General features: G+C 68.8%; 12 protein-coding genes and 1 tRNA gene. 8 read left to right on the top strand and 5 right to left on the bottom strand.

Annotation, left to right across the window (positions count from 1 at the left end; translation table 11 throughout):
• On the bottom strand, positions 1-372 hold the full coding sequence (locus ACLBYA_RS25840) for a hypothetical protein (RefSeq protein ID WP_447712317.1): 372 nt from the start codon (positions 370-372) through the stop codon (positions 1-3).
• Positions 373-508: 136 nt separating this feature from the next.
• On the opposite strand from ACLBYA_RS25840, the gene ACLBYA_RS25835 reads away from it, so the two are divergent.
• The 6 genes from ACLBYA_RS25835 to ACLBYA_RS25810 are packed head-to-tail and all read left to right on the top strand — an operon-like array spanning position 509 to position 10,196.
• The gene (locus tag ACLBYA_RS25835) at positions 509-4,393 is read left to right on the top strand and encodes a Pls/PosA family non-ribosomal peptide synthetase (protein ID WP_447712316.1); all 3,885 of its coding nucleotides are present in this window, start codon (positions 509-511) and stop codon (positions 4,391-4,393) included.
• The gene (locus ACLBYA_RS25830) at positions 4,390-5,742 is read left to right on the top strand and encodes a M1 family metallopeptidase (protein ID WP_447712315.1); all 1,353 of its coding nucleotides are present in this window, start codon (positions 4,390-4,392) and stop codon (positions 5,740-5,742) included. The genes ACLBYA_RS25835 and ACLBYA_RS25830 overlap by 4 nt, the downstream gene beginning before the upstream one ends.
• On the top strand, positions 5,739-6,983 hold the full coding sequence (locus tag ACLBYA_RS25825) for a hypothetical protein (protein WP_447712314.1): 1,245 nt from the start codon (positions 5,739-5,741) through the stop codon (positions 6,981-6,983). Before ACLBYA_RS25830 ends, ACLBYA_RS25825 begins: the two co-directional genes overlap by 4 nt.
• A gap of 29 nt (positions 6,984-7,012) precedes the next feature.
• A complete protein-coding gene (galE, locus tag ACLBYA_RS25820) occupies positions 7,013-7,993 on the top strand; it encodes a UDP-glucose 4-epimerase GalE (protein ID WP_447712313.1) in 981 nt (326 codons plus the stop codon).
• A 25-nt stretch (positions 7,994-8,018) separates the two neighbouring features.
• The gene (locus tag ACLBYA_RS25815) at positions 8,019-9,776 is read left to right on the top strand and encodes a hypothetical protein (RefSeq protein WP_447712312.1); all 1,758 of its coding nucleotides are present in this window, start codon (positions 8,019-8,021) and stop codon (positions 9,774-9,776) included.
• Positions 9,777-9,827: 51 nt separating this feature from the next.
• Positions 9,828-10,196 carry a DUF6083 domain-containing protein gene (locus ACLBYA_RS25810; RefSeq protein WP_447712311.1) on the top strand — a complete coding sequence of 123 codons (369 nt, stop codon included), beginning with the start codon at positions 9,828-9,830 and terminating at the stop codon, positions 10,194-10,196.
• Here the strand turns inward: ACLBYA_RS25810 and ACLBYA_RS25805 are convergent.
• Positions 10,193-10,762 (bottom strand): TetR family transcriptional regulator, encoded by a 570-nt coding sequence (locus ACLBYA_RS25805; protein ID WP_447712310.1) that lies wholly within the window; start codon positions 10,760-10,762, stop codon positions 10,193-10,195. The genes ACLBYA_RS25810 and ACLBYA_RS25805 overlap by 4 nt on opposite strands.
• Positions 10,763-10,809: 47 nt before the next feature.
• Here ACLBYA_RS25805 and ACLBYA_RS25800 point away from each other — a divergent pair, with 47 nt between their 5' ends.
• Positions 10,810-11,682 (top strand): lysophospholipid acyltransferase family protein, encoded by an 873-nt coding sequence (locus ACLBYA_RS25800; RefSeq protein ID WP_447712309.1) that lies wholly within the window; start codon positions 10,810-10,812, stop codon positions 11,680-11,682.
• Here the strand turns inward: ACLBYA_RS25800 and ACLBYA_RS25795 are convergent.
• Both ACLBYA_RS25795 and ACLBYA_RS25790 read right to left on the bottom strand, forming a co-directional pair.
• Positions 11,670-11,745: transfer RNA gene (locus ACLBYA_RS25795), tRNA-Thr, on the bottom strand. The two genes, ACLBYA_RS25800 and ACLBYA_RS25795, sit on opposite strands and share 13 nt — an antisense overlap.
• Positions 11,746-11,816: 71 nt before the next feature.
• Positions 11,817-13,037 (bottom strand): DNA polymerase III subunit delta', encoded by a 1,221-nt coding sequence (locus ACLBYA_RS25790; protein ID WP_447712308.1) that lies wholly within the window; start codon positions 13,035-13,037, stop codon positions 11,817-11,819.
• 2 nt (positions 13,038-13,039) lie between these two features.
• Here ACLBYA_RS25790 and ACLBYA_RS25785 point away from each other — a divergent pair, with 2 nt between their 5' ends.
• Positions 13,040-14,704, top strand: coding sequence for an adenylate/guanylate cyclase domain-containing protein (locus tag ACLBYA_RS25785; protein ID WP_447712406.1), 1,665 nt, complete (start codon positions 13,040-13,042; stop codon positions 14,702-14,704).
• On the opposite strand, the gene topA is transcribed toward ACLBYA_RS25785, so the two are convergent.
• Positions 14,701-17,553 carry a type I DNA topoisomerase gene (gene topA, locus ACLBYA_RS25780; RefSeq protein WP_447712307.1) on the bottom strand — a complete coding sequence of 951 codons (2,853 nt, stop codon included), beginning with the start codon at positions 17,551-17,553 and terminating at the stop codon, positions 14,701-14,703. The genes ACLBYA_RS25785 and topA overlap by 4 nt on opposite strands.
• Positions 17,554-17,650 lie beyond the last annotated feature (97 nt).

The raw sequence follows: 17,650 nt of genomic DNA, 5'->3' as shown, positions 1-17,650 counted from the left end.
TCAGGCGCAGGCGCGGTTGCGCTGCTCCAGCAGACCGAGCACGGTGCGACCCAGTTCGGCCAGGTCCTGCGGCGCTGCGGCGCCCACCAGCGTCACCCCGTCGGCCACCCCGGCGGACTCGATATCGGCGATCAATCCGGCCAGGCCGTGCACGGTACCGGCGTAGCGCACCCCGGCGGCCGCGCCCAGGGAGGCGTACGCGGCGCGCACATCACCGTCGACGGCCACCCGGACATCGAGGATGACGGCGACGTCACCGTCGTCATGGCGCAACCGGTGCCGCGCGCGACGCGCCTGCTGCAGATCATCTGCCGCCACCCGGACCACCGGTTCGGGCCCGGTCGTCAGTTCACTCCACGCATCATCTGCCACAAATAGCCGCACAAGTGCAGGTTAGGAGCGCGCACCGGACCGGCCAATGGTTGCGATCAGTACGACCCGAACGGAACAACCCGGCCGCCGCGCGCCGCGCGCGAACCCGTCATCTGGCTTCAGTAGTTTTATAGCCGTGACAGCAGCGGAACCCGGGCAGGCGATCCCGCCCCAGTACCTACTCTCCTCAGCCGCTGCCACCCCGCGAACCTTGGTCGACATCCTCTACGAGAGCGCGCGCCGGTTCCCCGACGCGCCGGCCATCGACGACGGCGACGTGCAGCTCACCTATGCCGAACTGGTCGGCGATATCGAAGAGAGCGTGGCCTGGCTGGCCGCGCGCGGTATCGGCCGCGGCGACCGCATCGGCATCCGGATGCCGTCGGGCAGCTATGCGCTCTACACCGCGATCCTGGCCACCCTGGCCACCGGCGCGGCGTACGTGCCCGTCGATGCCGACGACCCGGAGGAACGGGCCGCCCTGGTGTTCGGCGAGGCGCAGGTCGTCGCGATCATCACCGAGGCCGGCCTGGTCCGCGGGCCGGGATCGTCGCGCGGCTGGCGGGCCGCCGCACCGCTGACCCGCGATGACGCCTGGATCATCTTCACCTCGGGGTCCACCGGCACCCCGAAGGGTGTGGCCGTCACGCACCGCAACGCGGCGGCCTTCGTCGATGCCGAGGCGGGGATGTTCCTGCAATCGGCGCCCCTTGGCCCCGGGGACCGGGTGCTGGCCGGGCTGTCGGTCGCCTTCGACGCCTCCTGTGAGGAAATGTGGTTGGCCTGGCGCAACGGTGCCTGCCTGGTGCCCGCCCCGCGGTCACTGGTGCGCAGCGGGATGGACCTGGGGCCGTGGTTGGTCAGCCGGGACATCACCGTGGTGTCCACCGTCCCGACACTGGCCGCGCTGTGGCCGGCCGAGGCACTGGAAGCAGTGCGGCTGCTGATCTTCGGCGGCGAGGCCTGCCCACCCGAACTGGCCGAACGACTGGCCGTCGACGGTCGCGAGGTGTGGAACACCTACGGACCCACCGAGGCGACCGTGGTGGCCTGCGCCGCCCCGCTGGACGGTAGGTCCGCGGTCAGCATCGGGCTGCCGCTGGCCGGCTGGGACCTCGCCGTCGTCGACAAGGAAGCGCAGCCGGTGGCGCTCGGTGAGGTCGGTGAACTCGTCATCGGCGGTGTCGGTCTGGCCCGCTACCTGGACCCGGAGAAGGACGCCGAGAAGTACGCGGCCATGCCGTCGCTCGGGTGGGAGCGCGCCTATCGCAGCGGCGACCTGGTCCGGCTGGAATCCGACGGCCTCTACTTCCAGGGTCGCGCCGACGATCAGGTCAAGGTCGGCGGCCGTCGCATCGAACTCGGCGAGGTCGACGCCGCACTGGTCAACCTGCCCGGGGTCAGCGGCGGCGCCGCCGCGGTCCGTAAGACCACCAGCGGCACTCCCCTGCTGGTCGGTTATGTCGCCAGCGCCGACCCGAACTTCGATCTGGCCGCCGCCCGCACCGCGCTGGCCGAGGCGCTGCCCGCCGCGCTGGTACCGCGGCTGGTGCTGCTCGACGATCTGCCGACCCGCACCTCCGGCAAGGTCGATCGCAATGCGCTGCCCTGGCCGCCGCCCGGTGCCGGGCAGGAGGACGAACCCGACCTGGGCGGCACCATGGGTTGGTTGGCCGGGCTGTGGCGCGATGTGCTGGCCGCCTCCGTCGACGGCCCGGAAGCCGATTTCTTCGCCCTCGGCGGCGGGTCGCTGTCGGCGGCCCAGCTGGTCACCGCGGTGCGCGGACGGTACCCGCAGGTCACCGTCGCCGACCTCTACGACCATCCGCGCCTCGGGTCGATGGCCGGTTATCTCGACGAGCTGGCACCTCCCCCGGAGGTGGTCCGCCGCGAAGTGCGTCCCACCCCGCTGCTCACCCAGGCCGCCCAGGTCGCGCTGTCGATCCCGCTGGCCACCCTGACCGGTCTGCAGTGGGTGATCTGGCTGGCGATCCTCAACAATGTCGCGGCCGCGGTGCATCTGGTGCCGTGGACCGCGCAGCTGAACTGGTGGTGGATCCTCGCCGGATTCGGAGTCTTCATCACCCCGCCCGGCCGGATGGGCATCGCGGTGCTGGGCGCACGCACCCTGCTGTCGAATCTGCAGCCCGGCTCCTACCGCCGCGGCGGCTCCGAGCATCTACGAGTCTGGTTCGCCGAGCGGCTGGCCGAGGCCAGTGGCGCCGAGAACCAGGCCGGCGCCCCGTGGCTGGTGTATTACGGCCGTGCCCTGGGCAATTCGATCGGCAAGGGGGTCGACCTGCATTCGGCCCCGCCGGTCACCGGGATGCTGACCGTCGGGCACCGCGCGTCGGTGGAACCCGAGGTGGACCTGACCGGACACTGGATCGACGGCGACCTGTTCCACGTCGGACCCATCAGCATCGGCAACGACGCCACCATCGGCGCCCGCACCACACTGTTCCCCGGCGCGACCATCGGCAAGAACGCCGATGTGGCACCGGGTTCCGGTGTGCTCGGCAAGGTGAAGAACGGCCAGTACTGGAAGGGTTCACCGGCGGCGAAGTCCGGTAAGGCCCGCCACCCGTGGCCCGATGAGCGCCCCGGACGCGCCCCGGTGTGGGTGCTGGCCTACAGCGTGACGTCGATGTTGTTGGGGGCCTTGCCGTTGGCGGCGCTGGCCGCCGGACTGGCCGTGCTGGGCTGGGCCATCCGCGACACCGCCACCCCGTCCGACGCGCTCGTCCCGGCCCTGGCCTGGACCCCGGTGGCCGCCCTGGTGGCCTTCGGCAGCTACGCCGCGCTGACGGTGCTGGGGGTACGCCTGCTGTCGGCCGGTCTGACCGAGGGCTATCACCCGGTGCGCAGCCGGGTCGGCTGGCAACTCTGGGCCACCGAGCGGCTGATGGACGCGGCCCGCAATTACCTGTTCCCGATCTACGCCAGCCTGCTCACCCCGTGGTGGCTGCGTCTGCTGGGTGCCAAGGTCGGTAAGGACACCGAGATCTCCACCGCACTTCTCACCCCGAAGTTCACCGAGGTGCAGGACGGGGCATTTCTGGCCGATGACACCATGGTGGCCTCGTACGAACTGGGCGGCGGCTGGATCCACGTGGCGAAGGCCACCATCGGCAAGCGTGCCTTCCTCGGCAACTCGGGAATCACCCAGCCCGGTCGCCGGGTCCCCGACGACGGCCTGGTCGCGGTGCTCTCGGCCGCCCCGCACAAATCCAAGGCCGGTTCGTCCTGGCTGGGCAGCCCGCCCATCCGGCTGCGTCGCCAGCCCACCGCCGCCGACGCGCTGCGCACCTTCCATCCATCGGCGAAGCTGAAGATCATGCGCTCGGTGGTCGAGACCTGCCGGCTGATCCCCGTCATCGTGACGTTCCTGATCGGCGTGACGGTGCTGGCCGCGTTGCACACGCTGGCCGATCTGATCGGTTACGGGTGGACCGCACTGGCCGGTGGACTGGTGCTGCTGGCCGCGGGTGCGCTGGCCGGAGCGATCGCGGTCGCTGCGAAATGGCTTGTGATCGGCCGGATCGCGGCCGTCGAGCATCCGTTGTGGTCGTCGTTCGTCTGGCGTAACGAGGTATCGGACACCTTCGTCGAGACGGTGGCCGCGCCGTGGTTCGCCCGGGCCGCCACCGGCACCCCGGTGATGAACATCTGGCTGCGCGGGCTGGGCGCCAAGATCGGCCGCGGCGTCTGGTGCGAGACGTACTGGCTGCCCGAGGCCGACCTGATCACGCTCGGCGCGGGCAGCACCGTCAACCGTGGCTGCGTGGTGCAGACACACCTGTTCCACGACCGGATCATGCGGATGGACAGCGTGGTCCTCGACGAGGGTGCCACGCTGGGTCCACACTGTGTCGCGCTGCCGGCATCCCGGATCGGCACCGCCGCCACCGTCGGCCCCGCCTCGTTGGTAATGCGCGGTGACGAGGTCCCCGATTTCACCCGCTGGCAGGGCAACCCCATTGCGCCGTGGACGAAGTCGAAGAAGAAGCGGCCCGAATGAGATCGATCAAGAAGGCCGCCAAGAAGGCGGTCGGAAAGGGCACGCACACCCCGCCCGTCATCGACCCCTACCTGCCGAACAACGGTAATTTCGGCTACCGGGTGTCACGCTACGAGCTCGACATCGAGTACAAGGTGGCCATCAACCGGCTCACCGGTTCGGTGACCGTCACCGCGGTGACGCTGGCCGCACTGCACGCCTTCACCCTCGATCTGTCCGGCGCCCTGACGGTGTCGAAGGTGTCGGTCAACGGCCGACGGCCTGCCAATTTCCGATGTAGCGGCGGCAAACTGCACATCACGCTCGGCGGCACCCTGCCCGCGGGTGCGGCGATGACCGTCGTGGTGCGTTACGGCGGTATCCCGAGGCCGCTGCGCACCACGTGGGGTGACGTCGGTTTCGAGGAACTGTCCAACGGCGCACTGGTCGCCGGTCAGCCCAACGGCGCCGCCTCCTGGTTCCCGTGTGATGACCATCCGGCCGCCAAGGCCAGTTTCCGCATCCGGATCAGCACCGACAGCCCCTATTACGCACTGGCCAACGGCGAGTTGCTGTCCAAGCAGACCCGGGCCAGCCTGACCACCTGGACCTATGAGCAGGCCGAACCCACCTCCACCTACCTGATCACCCTGCAGATCGGCGACTACGCCCGGCACAGACTGCAGAAGAGCCCGGTGCCCATGCACGCGGTGTTGCCGGATCGGTTGCGGCGCAACTTCGATCACGATTTCGGCAGGCAACCGCAGATGATGAAGCTGTTCACCCGCCGGTTCGGCCCCTATCCGCTCGACACCGGGTACACCGTCGTCATCACCGATGACGATCTGGAGATTCCCCTTGAGGCGCAAGGGCTTTCCATCTTCGGCGCCAACCACTGCGATGGCCGGCGCAGTGCCGAGCGGCTGATCGCCCACGAACTGGCCCACCAGTGGTTCGGCAACTCGGTGACGGTGCGGCGCTGGCGCGACATCTGGCTGCACGAGGGTTTCGCCTGTTATGCGGAATGGTTGTGGTCCGAGGAGTCCGGTGGGCCCAGCGCCGACGAACGGGCCCGCACCTACCACCGCAAGCTGGCCGACTCCCCGCAGAACCTGTTGCTCACCGATCCCGGCCCGACCGATATGTTCGACGACCGGGTCTACAAGCGTGGGGCGCTCACCCTGCATGCCCTACGCGGCACCATCGGCGATGACAATTTCTTTGCGCTGCTTCGGGATTGGACGACCCGCTACCGGCACAGCACCGCCGTCACCGATGATTTCACCGGGCTGGCCGCCAACCATGCCGAGGTGTCCTTACGCGGCCTGTGGGACCGCTGGCTGTACTCCACCGCCGTCCCGGACCTGTGACCGACGGCAGCTCTGCGGTACCGGCCAGCGGCCCGGCCACGCGGAGCAGTGTCGCCAAGGTGGGCCTGGCCACAGCGTTGACCGCGCTGTGCGGATACACGGTGCTCTATCTGGCCGCCCGCAGCCTGGAGCCCGCCGGGTTCTCGTTGTTCGGGGTGTTCTGGGGGGCTTTCGGGTTGGTCGGCGGTGTCGCCAACGGACTGCTGCAGGAGTCCACCCGCGAGGTGCGAGCCACCCGGATGCTGCCGACGCCAGGAGGTCCGCGTACCCATCCGATGCGGGTGGCGGCCGTCATCGGCGTCGTCGCTGCGGGTGCCATCGCGGTGTCGGCACCGCTGTGGTCGGGCCGGGTGTTCACCGAGGAGCAATGGCTCAGCGTCCTGCTGCTGAGCATCGGCCTGGCCGGAGTATGCCTGCACACAACGCTTTTGGGCATGTTCGCCGGTACCGACCGGTGGGGCCACTACGGCTCGTTGATGGCGGGCGATGCGGTGATGCGGGTGGTGGTGGCGGCCGCGGCCTTCGTGCTGGGCTGGGGTCTGGCCGGGTTCCTGTGGGCCACCGTCGCGGGGTGTCTGGTGTGGCTGGTCATGCTGCTGTGGTCGCCGAGCGCGCGTGCGGCGGCGGCACTGTCGACCGCGGGCAGCGCACGGACCTTCGTGAACGGGACGTTCCACTCGATGGCCGCCGCGGGCGCGAGTGCCGTTCTGGTGATGGGGTTCCCGGTGCTGCTGCAGGCCACCAGTGCCGAACTCGGCGCCGCCGGTGGGGTGATCATCCTGGCCGTGACCCTGACCCGCGCCCCGCTGCTGGTGCCGCTGACGGCCATGCAGGGCAACCTGATCGCGCATTTCGTGGATCAAACCGACCGGCGGCTACGCGCCCTGGTGACCCCCGCGGTGTTGGTGATGGTGATCGGCGGGGTGGGTGTGGCGGCCGCCGGCCTGGCCGGGCCGTGGCTGCTGCGCACCGCGTTCGGACCCGAGTATCAGGCCGCCGGTGCCCTGCTCGCCTGGCTGACCGCGGCAGCCGTCGCGATCGCGCTGTTGACGCTGACCGGTGCCGCCGCGGTCGCGGCCGCACTGCACCGCGCCTACGCGACGGGCTGGGTCGGCGCGACGCTGGCCGCGGCGGCGCTGCTGCTGTTACCGCTGGACCTGGAGACCAGAACGGTCGTCGCACTGATGTGCGGACCGATGGTAGGTATCGCGGTGCATCTGGTGGCGCTGGCAAGATCATGACGGCGGTTCCCACACACACGAGGAGACATATGTCCTGGCTAGTCACCGGCGGCGCGGGCTACATCGGCGCGCATGTGGTGCGGGCGCTGACCGAGTCCGGCAGCGATGTCGTCGTCATCGATGACCTGTCCACCGGCCTCGCACACTTCGTGCCCGAGGGTGTCGAACTGGTCACCGCGAACCTGCTCGACCTGGACACGGTGACCAAGACCCTGACCGATCACCAGGTCACCGGGGTCATCCACGTCGCCGGGTACAAGTACGCCGGCGAGTCGGTGAAGTACCCGCTGCACACCTATCAGCAGAACGTCACGGCCATGGCGACGCTGTTGGAGGCGATGGGCAGTGCCGGTGTCGACCAGATCGTGTTCTCGAGCAGCGCGGCCACCTACGGCACCCCCGATGTGGAGATCGTCGACGAGCAGACCGCGACGTCACCGGAGTCGCCCTACGGTGAGAGCAAGCTGATCGGCGAATGGTTGTTGCGTGATGTCGCACGCTCCCGTGAGCTTCGACACACCAGCCTGCGCTATTTCAACGTGGTCGGGTCGGGTTCGGTCGACCTGTTCGACCGCAGCCCGCACAACCTGTTCCCCAAGGTGCTGGACATGTTGTTCGGTGGCCGGATCCCGCAGATCAACGGCGGCGACTACCCGACACCGGATGGCACCTGCGTGCGCGATTACGTGCACGTGTCCGACCTGGCGCTGGCCCATGTCGCGGCGGCCCGCCGCCTGGAATCCGGTCAGCCCGTCGAGGCGGTGTACAACCTGGGCAGCGGTTCGGGCACCTCGGTGCGCGAGATCATGACCGCGATCCGCGAGGTCACCGGGATCGACTTCGATCCGGCGGTGACGCCACGGCGGGCGGGTGACCCGGCCCGGATCGTCGCCGCGGGCGAGCTGGCAGCGCGCGATCTGGACTGGCAGATGCGGCATTCGCTGACCGATATGGTCGCCTCGGCGTGGGCCGCCCGTCAGGCCGTCGGACAGGACTATCCGAGGGCCTAGAACTGCGCCCGTACAGTCGGGTGCGATGAAGAGCTGGGTCCCCCGTGTTGCCGTGGCGCTGATCGCACTGCAGCTGGCGATCCGCGGGGTGCTCGCCTTCGGCGGCTATTTCTACTGGGACGACCTGATCCTGATCGGCCGGGCCGGCACCCAGGGCCTGCTGTCACCGGAGTACCTGTTCGACGATCACGACGGGCATGTGATGCCCGGGGCGTTCCTGGTCGCCGGGGCCATCACCCGGCTGGTGCCGCTGCAGTGGTGGGCCCCCGCAGTCAGCCTGATCGTGTTGCAGCTACTGGCCTCGCTGGCGTTGTTGCGGGTGCTGTATCTGATCCTCGGGTGGCGGCCGGTGCTGCTGATGCCACTGACCTTCGCACTGTTCACACCGCTGACGGTGCCCGGGTTCGCGTGGTGGGCGGCCGCGCTGAACTCGCTGCCGATGCTGGCCGCGCTGGCCTGGGTGTGTGGTGATGCAATCCTGTTGGTACGCAGCGGCAATCGTCGCCACGCGGTGACCGGGGTGGCGGTCTACTTCGGTGCGCTGCTGTTCTTCGAGAAGTCCGCGGTGATCCCGTTCGTCGCCTTCGCGGTGGTTGCGCTGCTGGCCTGGGTCCGCCGGGAATCGGTTGCCGCTGTGTGGCAGCGCGGTTTTCGGTTGTGGGTCGGGATGCTCGCGGTCACGGTCGGCTGGGTCGGGGTGTATCTGCTGGTCGTGGATCAGCAGCGGTGGACGCTGGATCTGGGGATGACCGCCGAGCTCTGGTGGCGCTCGGTCACGCATGGGATCGTGCCGGGATTGGCGGGCGGACCGTGGGATTGGCAGCGCTGGGCGCCGGCCTCACCGTGGGCGACCCCACCGGCGACGGTGATGGTGCTCGGTTGGCTGGTGCTGGTGGCCGTGCTGGCGGTGTCGCTGGCGCGCAAGGACCGGATCGGGCCGGTCTGGGCCGCCGCGGCCGGATATGCGCTGGCCTGCCAGGTGCCGATCTATCTGATGCGCTCCTCGCAGTTCACCGCGCTGGAACTGGCCCAGGCGCTGCGATATCTGCCCGATCTGGTTGTGGTGTCGGCGATCCTGGCCGCGGTCGCCTTTGCGGCGCCGAACCGGTCGGACTCGGCCTGGCTGGACAGCTCACCGGCCCGGTCGGTGGTGGTGTGTGTGCTGGCGGTGGCGTTCGTCGCGAGCAGTCTCTATTCGACGGCGACGTTCCTGCGGGTGTGGCAGGACAGTCCGGTGCCGGAGTATCTGCACAACGCCCAGGCCGGGTTGGCGGGCGCGCCGCGCGGCACCCCGATGCTGGATCAGGAGGTCGACCCGATGATCATGCAGCGGGTGGCCGCCCCGGAGAACCTGGCCAGCCATATGTTCGCGCTGCTGCCGGAACGTCCCGAATTCAGCAGCACCACAACCGATCTCCATGTGCTCGACAGCACCGGACGGCTCCGGGAGGCGCTGGTGACCTGGGTGCGCGCGATCGTGCCCGGCCCCACCCCGAACTGCGGCTACTTGGTGCAGACCGATGCCGATGTGACACTGCCGCTGGACGGGCCGCTGCTGCCTGCGGACTGGACCGCCGAGATCAACTACCTGGCCAACAGCGAGGGCTCGCTGACCATGTCATTGGCCGAAGGCACCCCGGTGAAAGTGCCGACCCATCCCGGCCTCAATCGGGTGTTCGTGCGGCTGTCCGGGGCCGGTGACGCCATCAAGGTGAGCGCCAACACCGCCGCCCTGTCGGTATGCATTGCGTCGGGGCCCGTCGGATTCGTGGCACCGCGGTAGATCCGGCGTGTGCGGCCCGGAATTGTCGGTGGCCACGCCTACGGTTGGCTGATGATCTCGTCGGACTCACGCCCATCGACGGTGGCCCCATGTCGGCACTGCGGCACCGAAACCGTGTGGCTGCAGACCGCTTATGGCAGGTGGCTGCTGTTCGACGCGGCGGAGTTCCCGACCGAAGACAGTGCTGCCGGCAACCGGTTCGCGATCCGACGTCGGTCACGCCAGGTGGTCGATCTCGATGACGTGTACGAGAGTCGCTGGCCGACAACCTGCCTGCACCTGCACCGGTTCGAATGCCCGACGAGCTACGACGAGTCCCGCTTCCACCAACGCCGGCCGCGGCAGGCCAACGAGATCGATCTCGACGATCTTTTCGGCCGGCTCGCCGAACGCCGGGCGGCTCAGCGCCGGGTGGGTTAGGGGCGCGGCGCGGTCAACCGCATCGCAGCATCCACTGCGACGGCACGGCGCCGCGCGATCTCGGTCGTGTCCTCGGTGAACGAGTCGGGGTGCGGCAGGTTCGCCCATGCCAGACCGGTCGAGAACAGCAGCACCAGCAGATCTTCAGGGCGCCAACCCGGATCGACGTGACCACCCGCCTGCGCCGTCTCGATCGCGGCGACCGCCTGCTCCATGGGTGGTGCGTCCTCGAACTCCGGCGCGCCGAGATCGAACCCCTCCAGCCGGGCCCAGGTGATCATGCGCAGGTGTTCCGGCCTGCGGCAGGCCAGGTCGAAGACATCCCCGACGAACTCCGCGACCGCGTCCGGACGTAGCGTGACCGATCGGAAGAACTCGGCACCGTCGCTCACGAAGACCTCGCGGAACAACGCCTCCTTGTCACCGAAGTGCGCGTAGAGGCGCTCCTTGCTGGCGTGCGCGGCCCGGGCGACGCGATCGATCCGGGCGCCGGCCAGGCCGTACTGCGCGAACTCGGCGCGGGCCGCGGCGAGGATGTCCCCACGCAGCTCCGTTGTGCTTCTCACAGCCGCATCATAACCAGACGAACTAGTTCGTTCGGTACCGTGGAGGGATGACCGTCATGACCGACACCGCCAATCTGATGAATCAGCCCGGCCGCATCCGTGCCATCCGGCGAGTCGTCGAGATGGTGGCCGACGGCGCCGCACCGCTGGTGGACCTGTACCGCCCGTACCTGGCCGGGCTGGAGCACCTCCCCCGCGACGGTCGATTCCTGTTGGTGGGCAACCACACCCAGTCCGGAACCGAAGGATTCCTGATTCCCTATGTGGTGCGTCGCGAGCTCGACACGCTGGTCCGGCCGCTCACCGACCGCGCCTTCGGCAAGATGCCCGGTCCGGCGGCCGACCTGCTGGCCGCATGCGGGGCCACCGTCGGCGCACCCGAATCCGCGCGCGAACTGATGCGCCATGACCAGCCGATCCTGGTGTTCCCGGGCGGCGGCCGCGAGATCGCCAAGTTCAAGGGTGAGGAGAACACCCTGAACTGGCGCGGCCGTGCAGGATTCGCCCGGATCGCCGCCGAGCACGACTATCCGATCGTCCCGGCCGGACTGATCGGTGGTGATGACGTCTACCGCAGCTTCACCACCCGCGACGGAGCCTGGGGCAGATTCAGCGCGGGCCTGTCGAAACGCCTGGCCGGCAAACCCGATATGGCCATGCCACTGCTGCGCGGGATCGGCCCGACCATGATCCCGCGGCCACAACGTATGTACCTGGGCTTCGCCGAGACCATCGATACCACCAGACCCGCAGGCGTCACCGTCGAGGACTGGACCGAGACGATCAAGGCCCGCACCCAGGAATCCTTGGAGGCGGTGCTCGCCGAGCTCCAGGAGATCCAGGCAGGCGATCCATACCGCGAATTGAACCCGCTGGCCTGGCGGGATGCCGTGCAGCCGTGGGGATGTGGAGCCACCTAGGAGAATCGAACTCCTGACCTATTCATTACGAGTGAATTGCTCTACCGACTGAGCTAAGGTGGCGCGCCTGCCGAGGCAGGCGGGACGAGTCTACGGCAGGGCCTGCCCGCCGCCCTAATCAGTGAGAAAGCCGATCAGTTCCGCTCGGTGCGCAGGGCCTGCCCGACCGTGGCGACCATGGCGTCGACCGCGAACTTCGGCTTCACGTTGACCGCCAGCGCCTCCCGGCACTCCAACACCGCCTCGATACAGCGCAGCAGCCGGTCCGGCGGCACATGCTGGGCCATCGCGCCGACCCTGTCGGCCATATCGGGGTGGTTGGCGGTCACCTGACCGGCACCTGCGGATACCACCAGCGCATCGCGGAAATAGGTGGCCAGATCCATCAGCGCCCGGTCCAGGGCATCACGCGAGGCCCGGGTCTGGCGGGACTTCTGCCGTTGCTCCAGCAGTTTCAGCGCCCCGGCCGCGCCGCGCATGGTGCCCGCGGTGCCCTTGCCGGTGCCACCGGCTCCCAGGGCCGTCCGCAGTTCCTCGGCCTCGGACTCATTGCGGTCGACATTGGATGCCTTGGCCTCGGCCTCGGCCGTGACCACCAGCTCCTCGGCCGCGGCATAGGCCCGCGACGGGGTCGCGGCGTCACGGGCCAGGCCCAACGCCTTCTCACGACGCTGCCGCGAATCCGGATCGACGGCCAGTCGCCGGGCCCGACCGACATGCCCTCCGCTGACCGAGGCCGCCCAGGCCGCCATGTCGGCGGCAATCTGGTCACGCTCGGTGAGCACCTCGGCGATCGCGGTGGTCGGAGGTGTCACCAGCGCGACATGCCGGCACCGGGACCGTAGCGTCACCGCGATGTCCTCGGGATCCACCGAGGGCGCACACAGCAGGAACACCGTCGACGGCGGCGGCTCCTCCACCACCTTCAGCAGCGCGTTGGCCGCACCCTCGGTGAGCCGGTCGGCATCCTCCACGACCACGATCTGCCACCGCCCGGTACCCGGCCGGCGCGACGCGATCTGCACGATCTCGCGCATTTCCTTCACCGCGATCGACAGGCCCTCGGGGATGATCCGGCGCACATCGGCGTGGGTACCGGCCATCGTCGTCGTGCAGGCCCGGCACTCCCCACACCCCGGCGTGCCCTCCGAGGTGCACTGCAGCGCCGCCGCGAAGCACACCGCCGCCACCGACCGGCCCGACCCGGGCGGCCCGGTGATCAGCCAGGCATGCGTCATGCCACCCGCTGTGAGTCCGCTGTGAGAGTTTTCACCCCGGGAGGCCAACGCGGCCGCGACCAGCTCCTCCTCGACATGGTGTTGGCCCACCAGAGAAGAAAAAACACCGCTGCGCACTCCTGCACCCTAGTGGCACGCTCGGACACGACACGGCCGCAGCGACGCGACACGTCCCGGCCGACCGATACGGTGAACGGGTGAGTGCGGAGGCCATCCCGATCGGGCGCATCAGTGCGTTCGTCCGCTGGGTTGCCCGCACGCCCTGGCCGGTGTTCCTGCTGGGCATGGTCCAGGCCGACATCATCGGCGCGCTGCTGGTCCTGGGCTTCCTGCGGTACGCGTTACCGCCGGAGGACCGGGTCCAGCTCCAGGAGCTGCCCACCTTCAACCTGGCCGTCTTCCTGGGCTTCCTGTTCGTGTCGTTCAGCATCGCCGCCTATGTGACGCTGCGCCTGCTGCTACCGGTGATCCGGTGGCAACGGCACGACACCCTGCTCGGCGATGCGGCCACCATCAGCGAGGTGGCCCGGGCCCGCGCGCTGAAGATGCCGTACTACCGCTCGGTCATCAACGTCACCAACTGGTTCCTGGGCTCGGTGGTGTTCATCGTCGCCAGCTGGCCGGTGGCCAGCCGGTCGGCCCCGGTGGTCGCGGTGGCCTCCGCGCTGGGCGCCACCGCGGTGGCCATCATCGGGTATCTGCAGTCCGAACGGGTGCTGCGGCCGGTGGCGGTGGCCGCGCTGCGCACCGGTGTGCCGGAGAACTTCCGCGCGCCCGGGGTGATCCTGCGCCAGGTGCTGACCTGGGTGCTGTCGACCGGCGTGCCCATCCTGACCATCGTGCTCGCCGTGGTCGCCAGCAAATTCGAGATCCTGCGTGCTCCCTCGGACAAGCTGACCACACCGATCCTGCTGCTGGCCATCGCCGCCCTGCTGATCGGTCTGGTGGGCACCATCCTTGTGTCGATGTCCATCGCCGACCCGCTGCGCCAGCTGCGCTGGGCGCTCGGCGAGGTGCAGCGCGGAAACTACAACGCGCACATGCAGATCTATGACGCCAGCGAACTCGGCCTGCTGCAGGCCGGTTTCAACGACATGGTGCGCGACCTGGCCGAGCGGCAGCGGCTGCGCGACCTGTTCGGCCGCTACGTGGGTGAGGACGTGGCCCGCCGGGCCCTGGAACGCGGTACCGAACTGGGCGGCCAGGAGCGCGATGTCGCGGTGCTGTTCGTCGACCTGGTCGGCTCCACCCAGCTGGCCTCGACCATTCCGGCGTCCGAGGTCGTCAACCTGCTCAACGAGTTCTTCCGGGTCATCGTCGACACCGTCAACAAACACGGCGGATTCGTCAACAAGTTCCAGGGGGACGCGGCGCTGGCCATCTTCGGCGCCCCGATCGAGCATCCCGACGCCTCCGGTGCCGCCCTGGCCGCCTCCCGTGAGCTGCACGACGAACTGGTGAACGTGTTGGGGCAGACCGAGTTCGGTATCGGAGTCTCGGCGGGCCGGGCGATCGCCGGACACATCGGCGCGCAGGCCCGCTTCGAGTACACCGTGATCGGCGACCCGGTCAACGAGGCCGCACGCCTGACCGAGCTGGCCAAGCTGGAGGAGGGCCACGTGCTGGCCTCTGCCATCGCGGTCAGCGGGGCCGTCGACGCCGAGGCGCTGGCCTGGGATGTCGGCGAGATCGTGGAGCTGCGCGGACGGTCCGCGCCCACCCAGCTGGCCCGCCCGGCCGTCCGGGCGATCGCACCGACACCGGCGCCGGAACCGACCGGTTAGGCCTTCTTCGCCGCCTTCTTCGCGGGTGTCTTCTTGGCCACCGTCTTCTTTGCAACAGCCTTCTTGGCCGCCGCCTTCTTCGCCGGGCTCTTCTTGGCGGCCTTCTTCACCGGACCGCGGGCTCGCCTGTCGGCCAACAACTCCGAGGCCCGCTCGTCGGTGATGGACAGCACGTCATCACCCTTGCGCAGGCTGGCGTTGGTCTCACCGTCGGTGACATAGGGACCGAAGCGACCGTCCTTGATGACCATCGGCTTACCCGAGGCCGCATCGTTGCCGAGCTCGCGCAGCGGCGGGGTGGCCGCCCCCTGCCGACCACGGCGCTTGGGTTCGGCGTAGATCTTGAGTGCCTCGTCGAGGGTGATGGTGAACATCTGCTCTTCGGTGGCCAACGACCGGGAATCGGTGCCGCGCTTCAGATATGGGCCGTAACGACCGTTCTGCGCGGTGATCTCCTCGTTGTTCGCGGGGTCGACGCCCACGACGCGCGGCAGCGACAGCAGCTTGAGCGCATCTTCCAGGTTGACGGTTTCCAGGTCCATGGTGCGCAGCAGCGAACCGGTGCGCGGCTTGGGGCCCGTCGGCGTCTTCTTCTTCTTGGCACCGACACCGTCCGAGCCGTCGTCGGGGTCCTCGGGGGCGGGCAGCACCTCGGTGACGTACGGGCCGAAACGCCCGTCCTTGGCCACGATCTCGTGTCCGGTCTCCGGGTCCACGCCGAGGCTGCGGCCCTCCTGCGGTGTCGCGAAAGCCTTTTCGGCGAGCTCGATGGTCAGCTCGTCAGGGGTCAGCTCGTCCTTGAGGTTGGCGCGCTGCGGTTTGAGCTCACCCGGGTTGTCCGGATCCTCGATCATCCGCTCCAGGTACGGGCCGTTACGCCCCACCCGGACGTTGACGGCGCGGCCTTCGGCATCGTCGAAAAGCTTGATGGAGTTGACCAGTCGGGCGTCGATCTCTTCGAGATTGCCACCGACGAGCTTCTTGAGCCCACCGGCGCGGGCGATCGAGCCGTCCACCCCGTGCTCGCCACCGAAGTAGAAGTTGTTGAGCCAGTTGGTACGTCGCTCGTTGCCGGAGGCGATCGCGTCGAGCTCGTCCTCCATGGCGGCGGTGAAGTCGTAGTCGACGAGCCGACCGAAATGCTGTTCCAGCAACCCGATCACGGCGAACGCGACCCAGGACGGCACCAGCGCGCTGCCCTTCTTGTGCACGTAACCGCGGTCCTGGATGGTCTTGATGATCGAGCTGTAGGTCGACGGCCGGCCGATGCCCAGCTCCTCGAGCGCCTTGATCAGCGAGGCCTCGGTGTAGCGGGCCGGGGGGCTGGTGGTGTGCCCGTCGGCGGTCAGGTCCGCAGCATCGACACGCTGGCCCTGCGTCAGGTTCGGCAGCCGACTCTCGGCGTCGTCGGACTCACCGCCGGCCTGCTCGTCGATGCTCTCGACGTAGGCCTTCAGGAAGCCCGGGAAGGTGATCGTGCGACCGGAGGCGTTGAACACCACCTGCTCGCCGCCGACGGCAGTGCCGTCAATCGAACGACTGCTCGCCTGACCCGAAATACGAAGCGACAGAGTGGTTCCGCGCGCATCGGCCATCTGCGAGGCGACGGTGCGCTGCCAGATCAGCTCGTAGAGCCGGAATTCGTCGGTCTCCAGCGCGCTGTGCAGCTGACCGGGGGTCTGGAACACGTCACCGGACGGGCGGATGGCCTCGTGGGCCTCCTGCGCGTTCTTCACCTTCCGGGTGTACTGCCGCGGGCTCGGGTGCACGTACTCCGGGCCGTACAGGTCGCGGGCCTGGTTGCGGGCGGCGTTGATGGCCGACTCCGACAAGGTCGTCGAGTCGGTACGCATATAGGTGATGTAGCCGTTCTCGTACAGCCGCTGCGCGATGCTCATGGTGCGCTCGGAGGAGAACCGCAGCTTGCGCCCGGCCTCCTGCTGCAGCGTCGACGTCATGAACGGCGCATACGGCTTACGGGTGTAGGGCTTCTGCTCCACCGAGGAGACCGCCAACTGCGCGCCGCGCAGTCCGGTGGCCAGCCCGGTCGCGGCGGCCTCGTCGAGGACGAGCACCTCATCGGGCTTCTTGACCGCACCCAGGGAGTCGAAATCGCGACCGGCGGCCACCCGACGGCCGTCGACGGTGTTGAGTCGGGCGGTGAACCGCGGCGGGGACGCGGCCGGGTCGGAGACCGAAGCGTCCAGTTCGGCGCTGACATCCCAGTAGCCGGCGCTGCGGAACGCCATCCGCTCGCGTTCACGCTGCACGATGATGCGGGTGGCCACCGACTGCACGCGGCCGGCCGACAGCTTCGGGGCGACCTTCTTCCACAGCACCGGGGACACCTCGTAGCCGTAGAGGCGGTCCAGGATGCGCCGGGTCTCCTGGGCGTCGACCAGGTCGATGTCCAGATCGCGGGGGCTCTCGGCAGCGGCCCGGATAGCCGGCTCGGTGATCTCGTGGAAGACCATCCGCTTGACCGGGACCTTCGGCTTCAGCGTCTCCAGCAGATGCCAGGCGATGGCCTCACCCTCGCGGTCACCGTCGGTGGCGAGGTAGAGCTCGTCGACACCCTTGAGCAGATCCTTGAGCTCGGTGACCGTGCCCTTCTTGTCCGGGCTGACGATGTAGAGCGGCTCGAAGTCGGCATCGACGTTCACCCCGAGCCGTGCCCAGGGCTCCGACTTGTACTTGGCGGGGACATCGGCAGCGGCCCGCGGCAGGTCACGGATGTGTCCGCGGGAGGATTCGACGATGTAATTGGAGCCCAGGTAGCCTGCGATCTTGCGCGCTTTGGTCGGCGACTCGACAATCACGAGCCGTCGGACGTTACCGGCGCCTGCCACCTTCTTCTACTCTCCACTTCTGTGCTGCCAGGCAATTCTGTCACTCTGGCAACTGACAATTTCGCATCCTGGGCGGGCATGTGCAAACTGGCTCGCC

This window comes from Mycobacterium sp. C31M (assembly GCF_053345865.1).
This window is presented reverse-complemented; position numbering and strand designations above follow the sequence as displayed.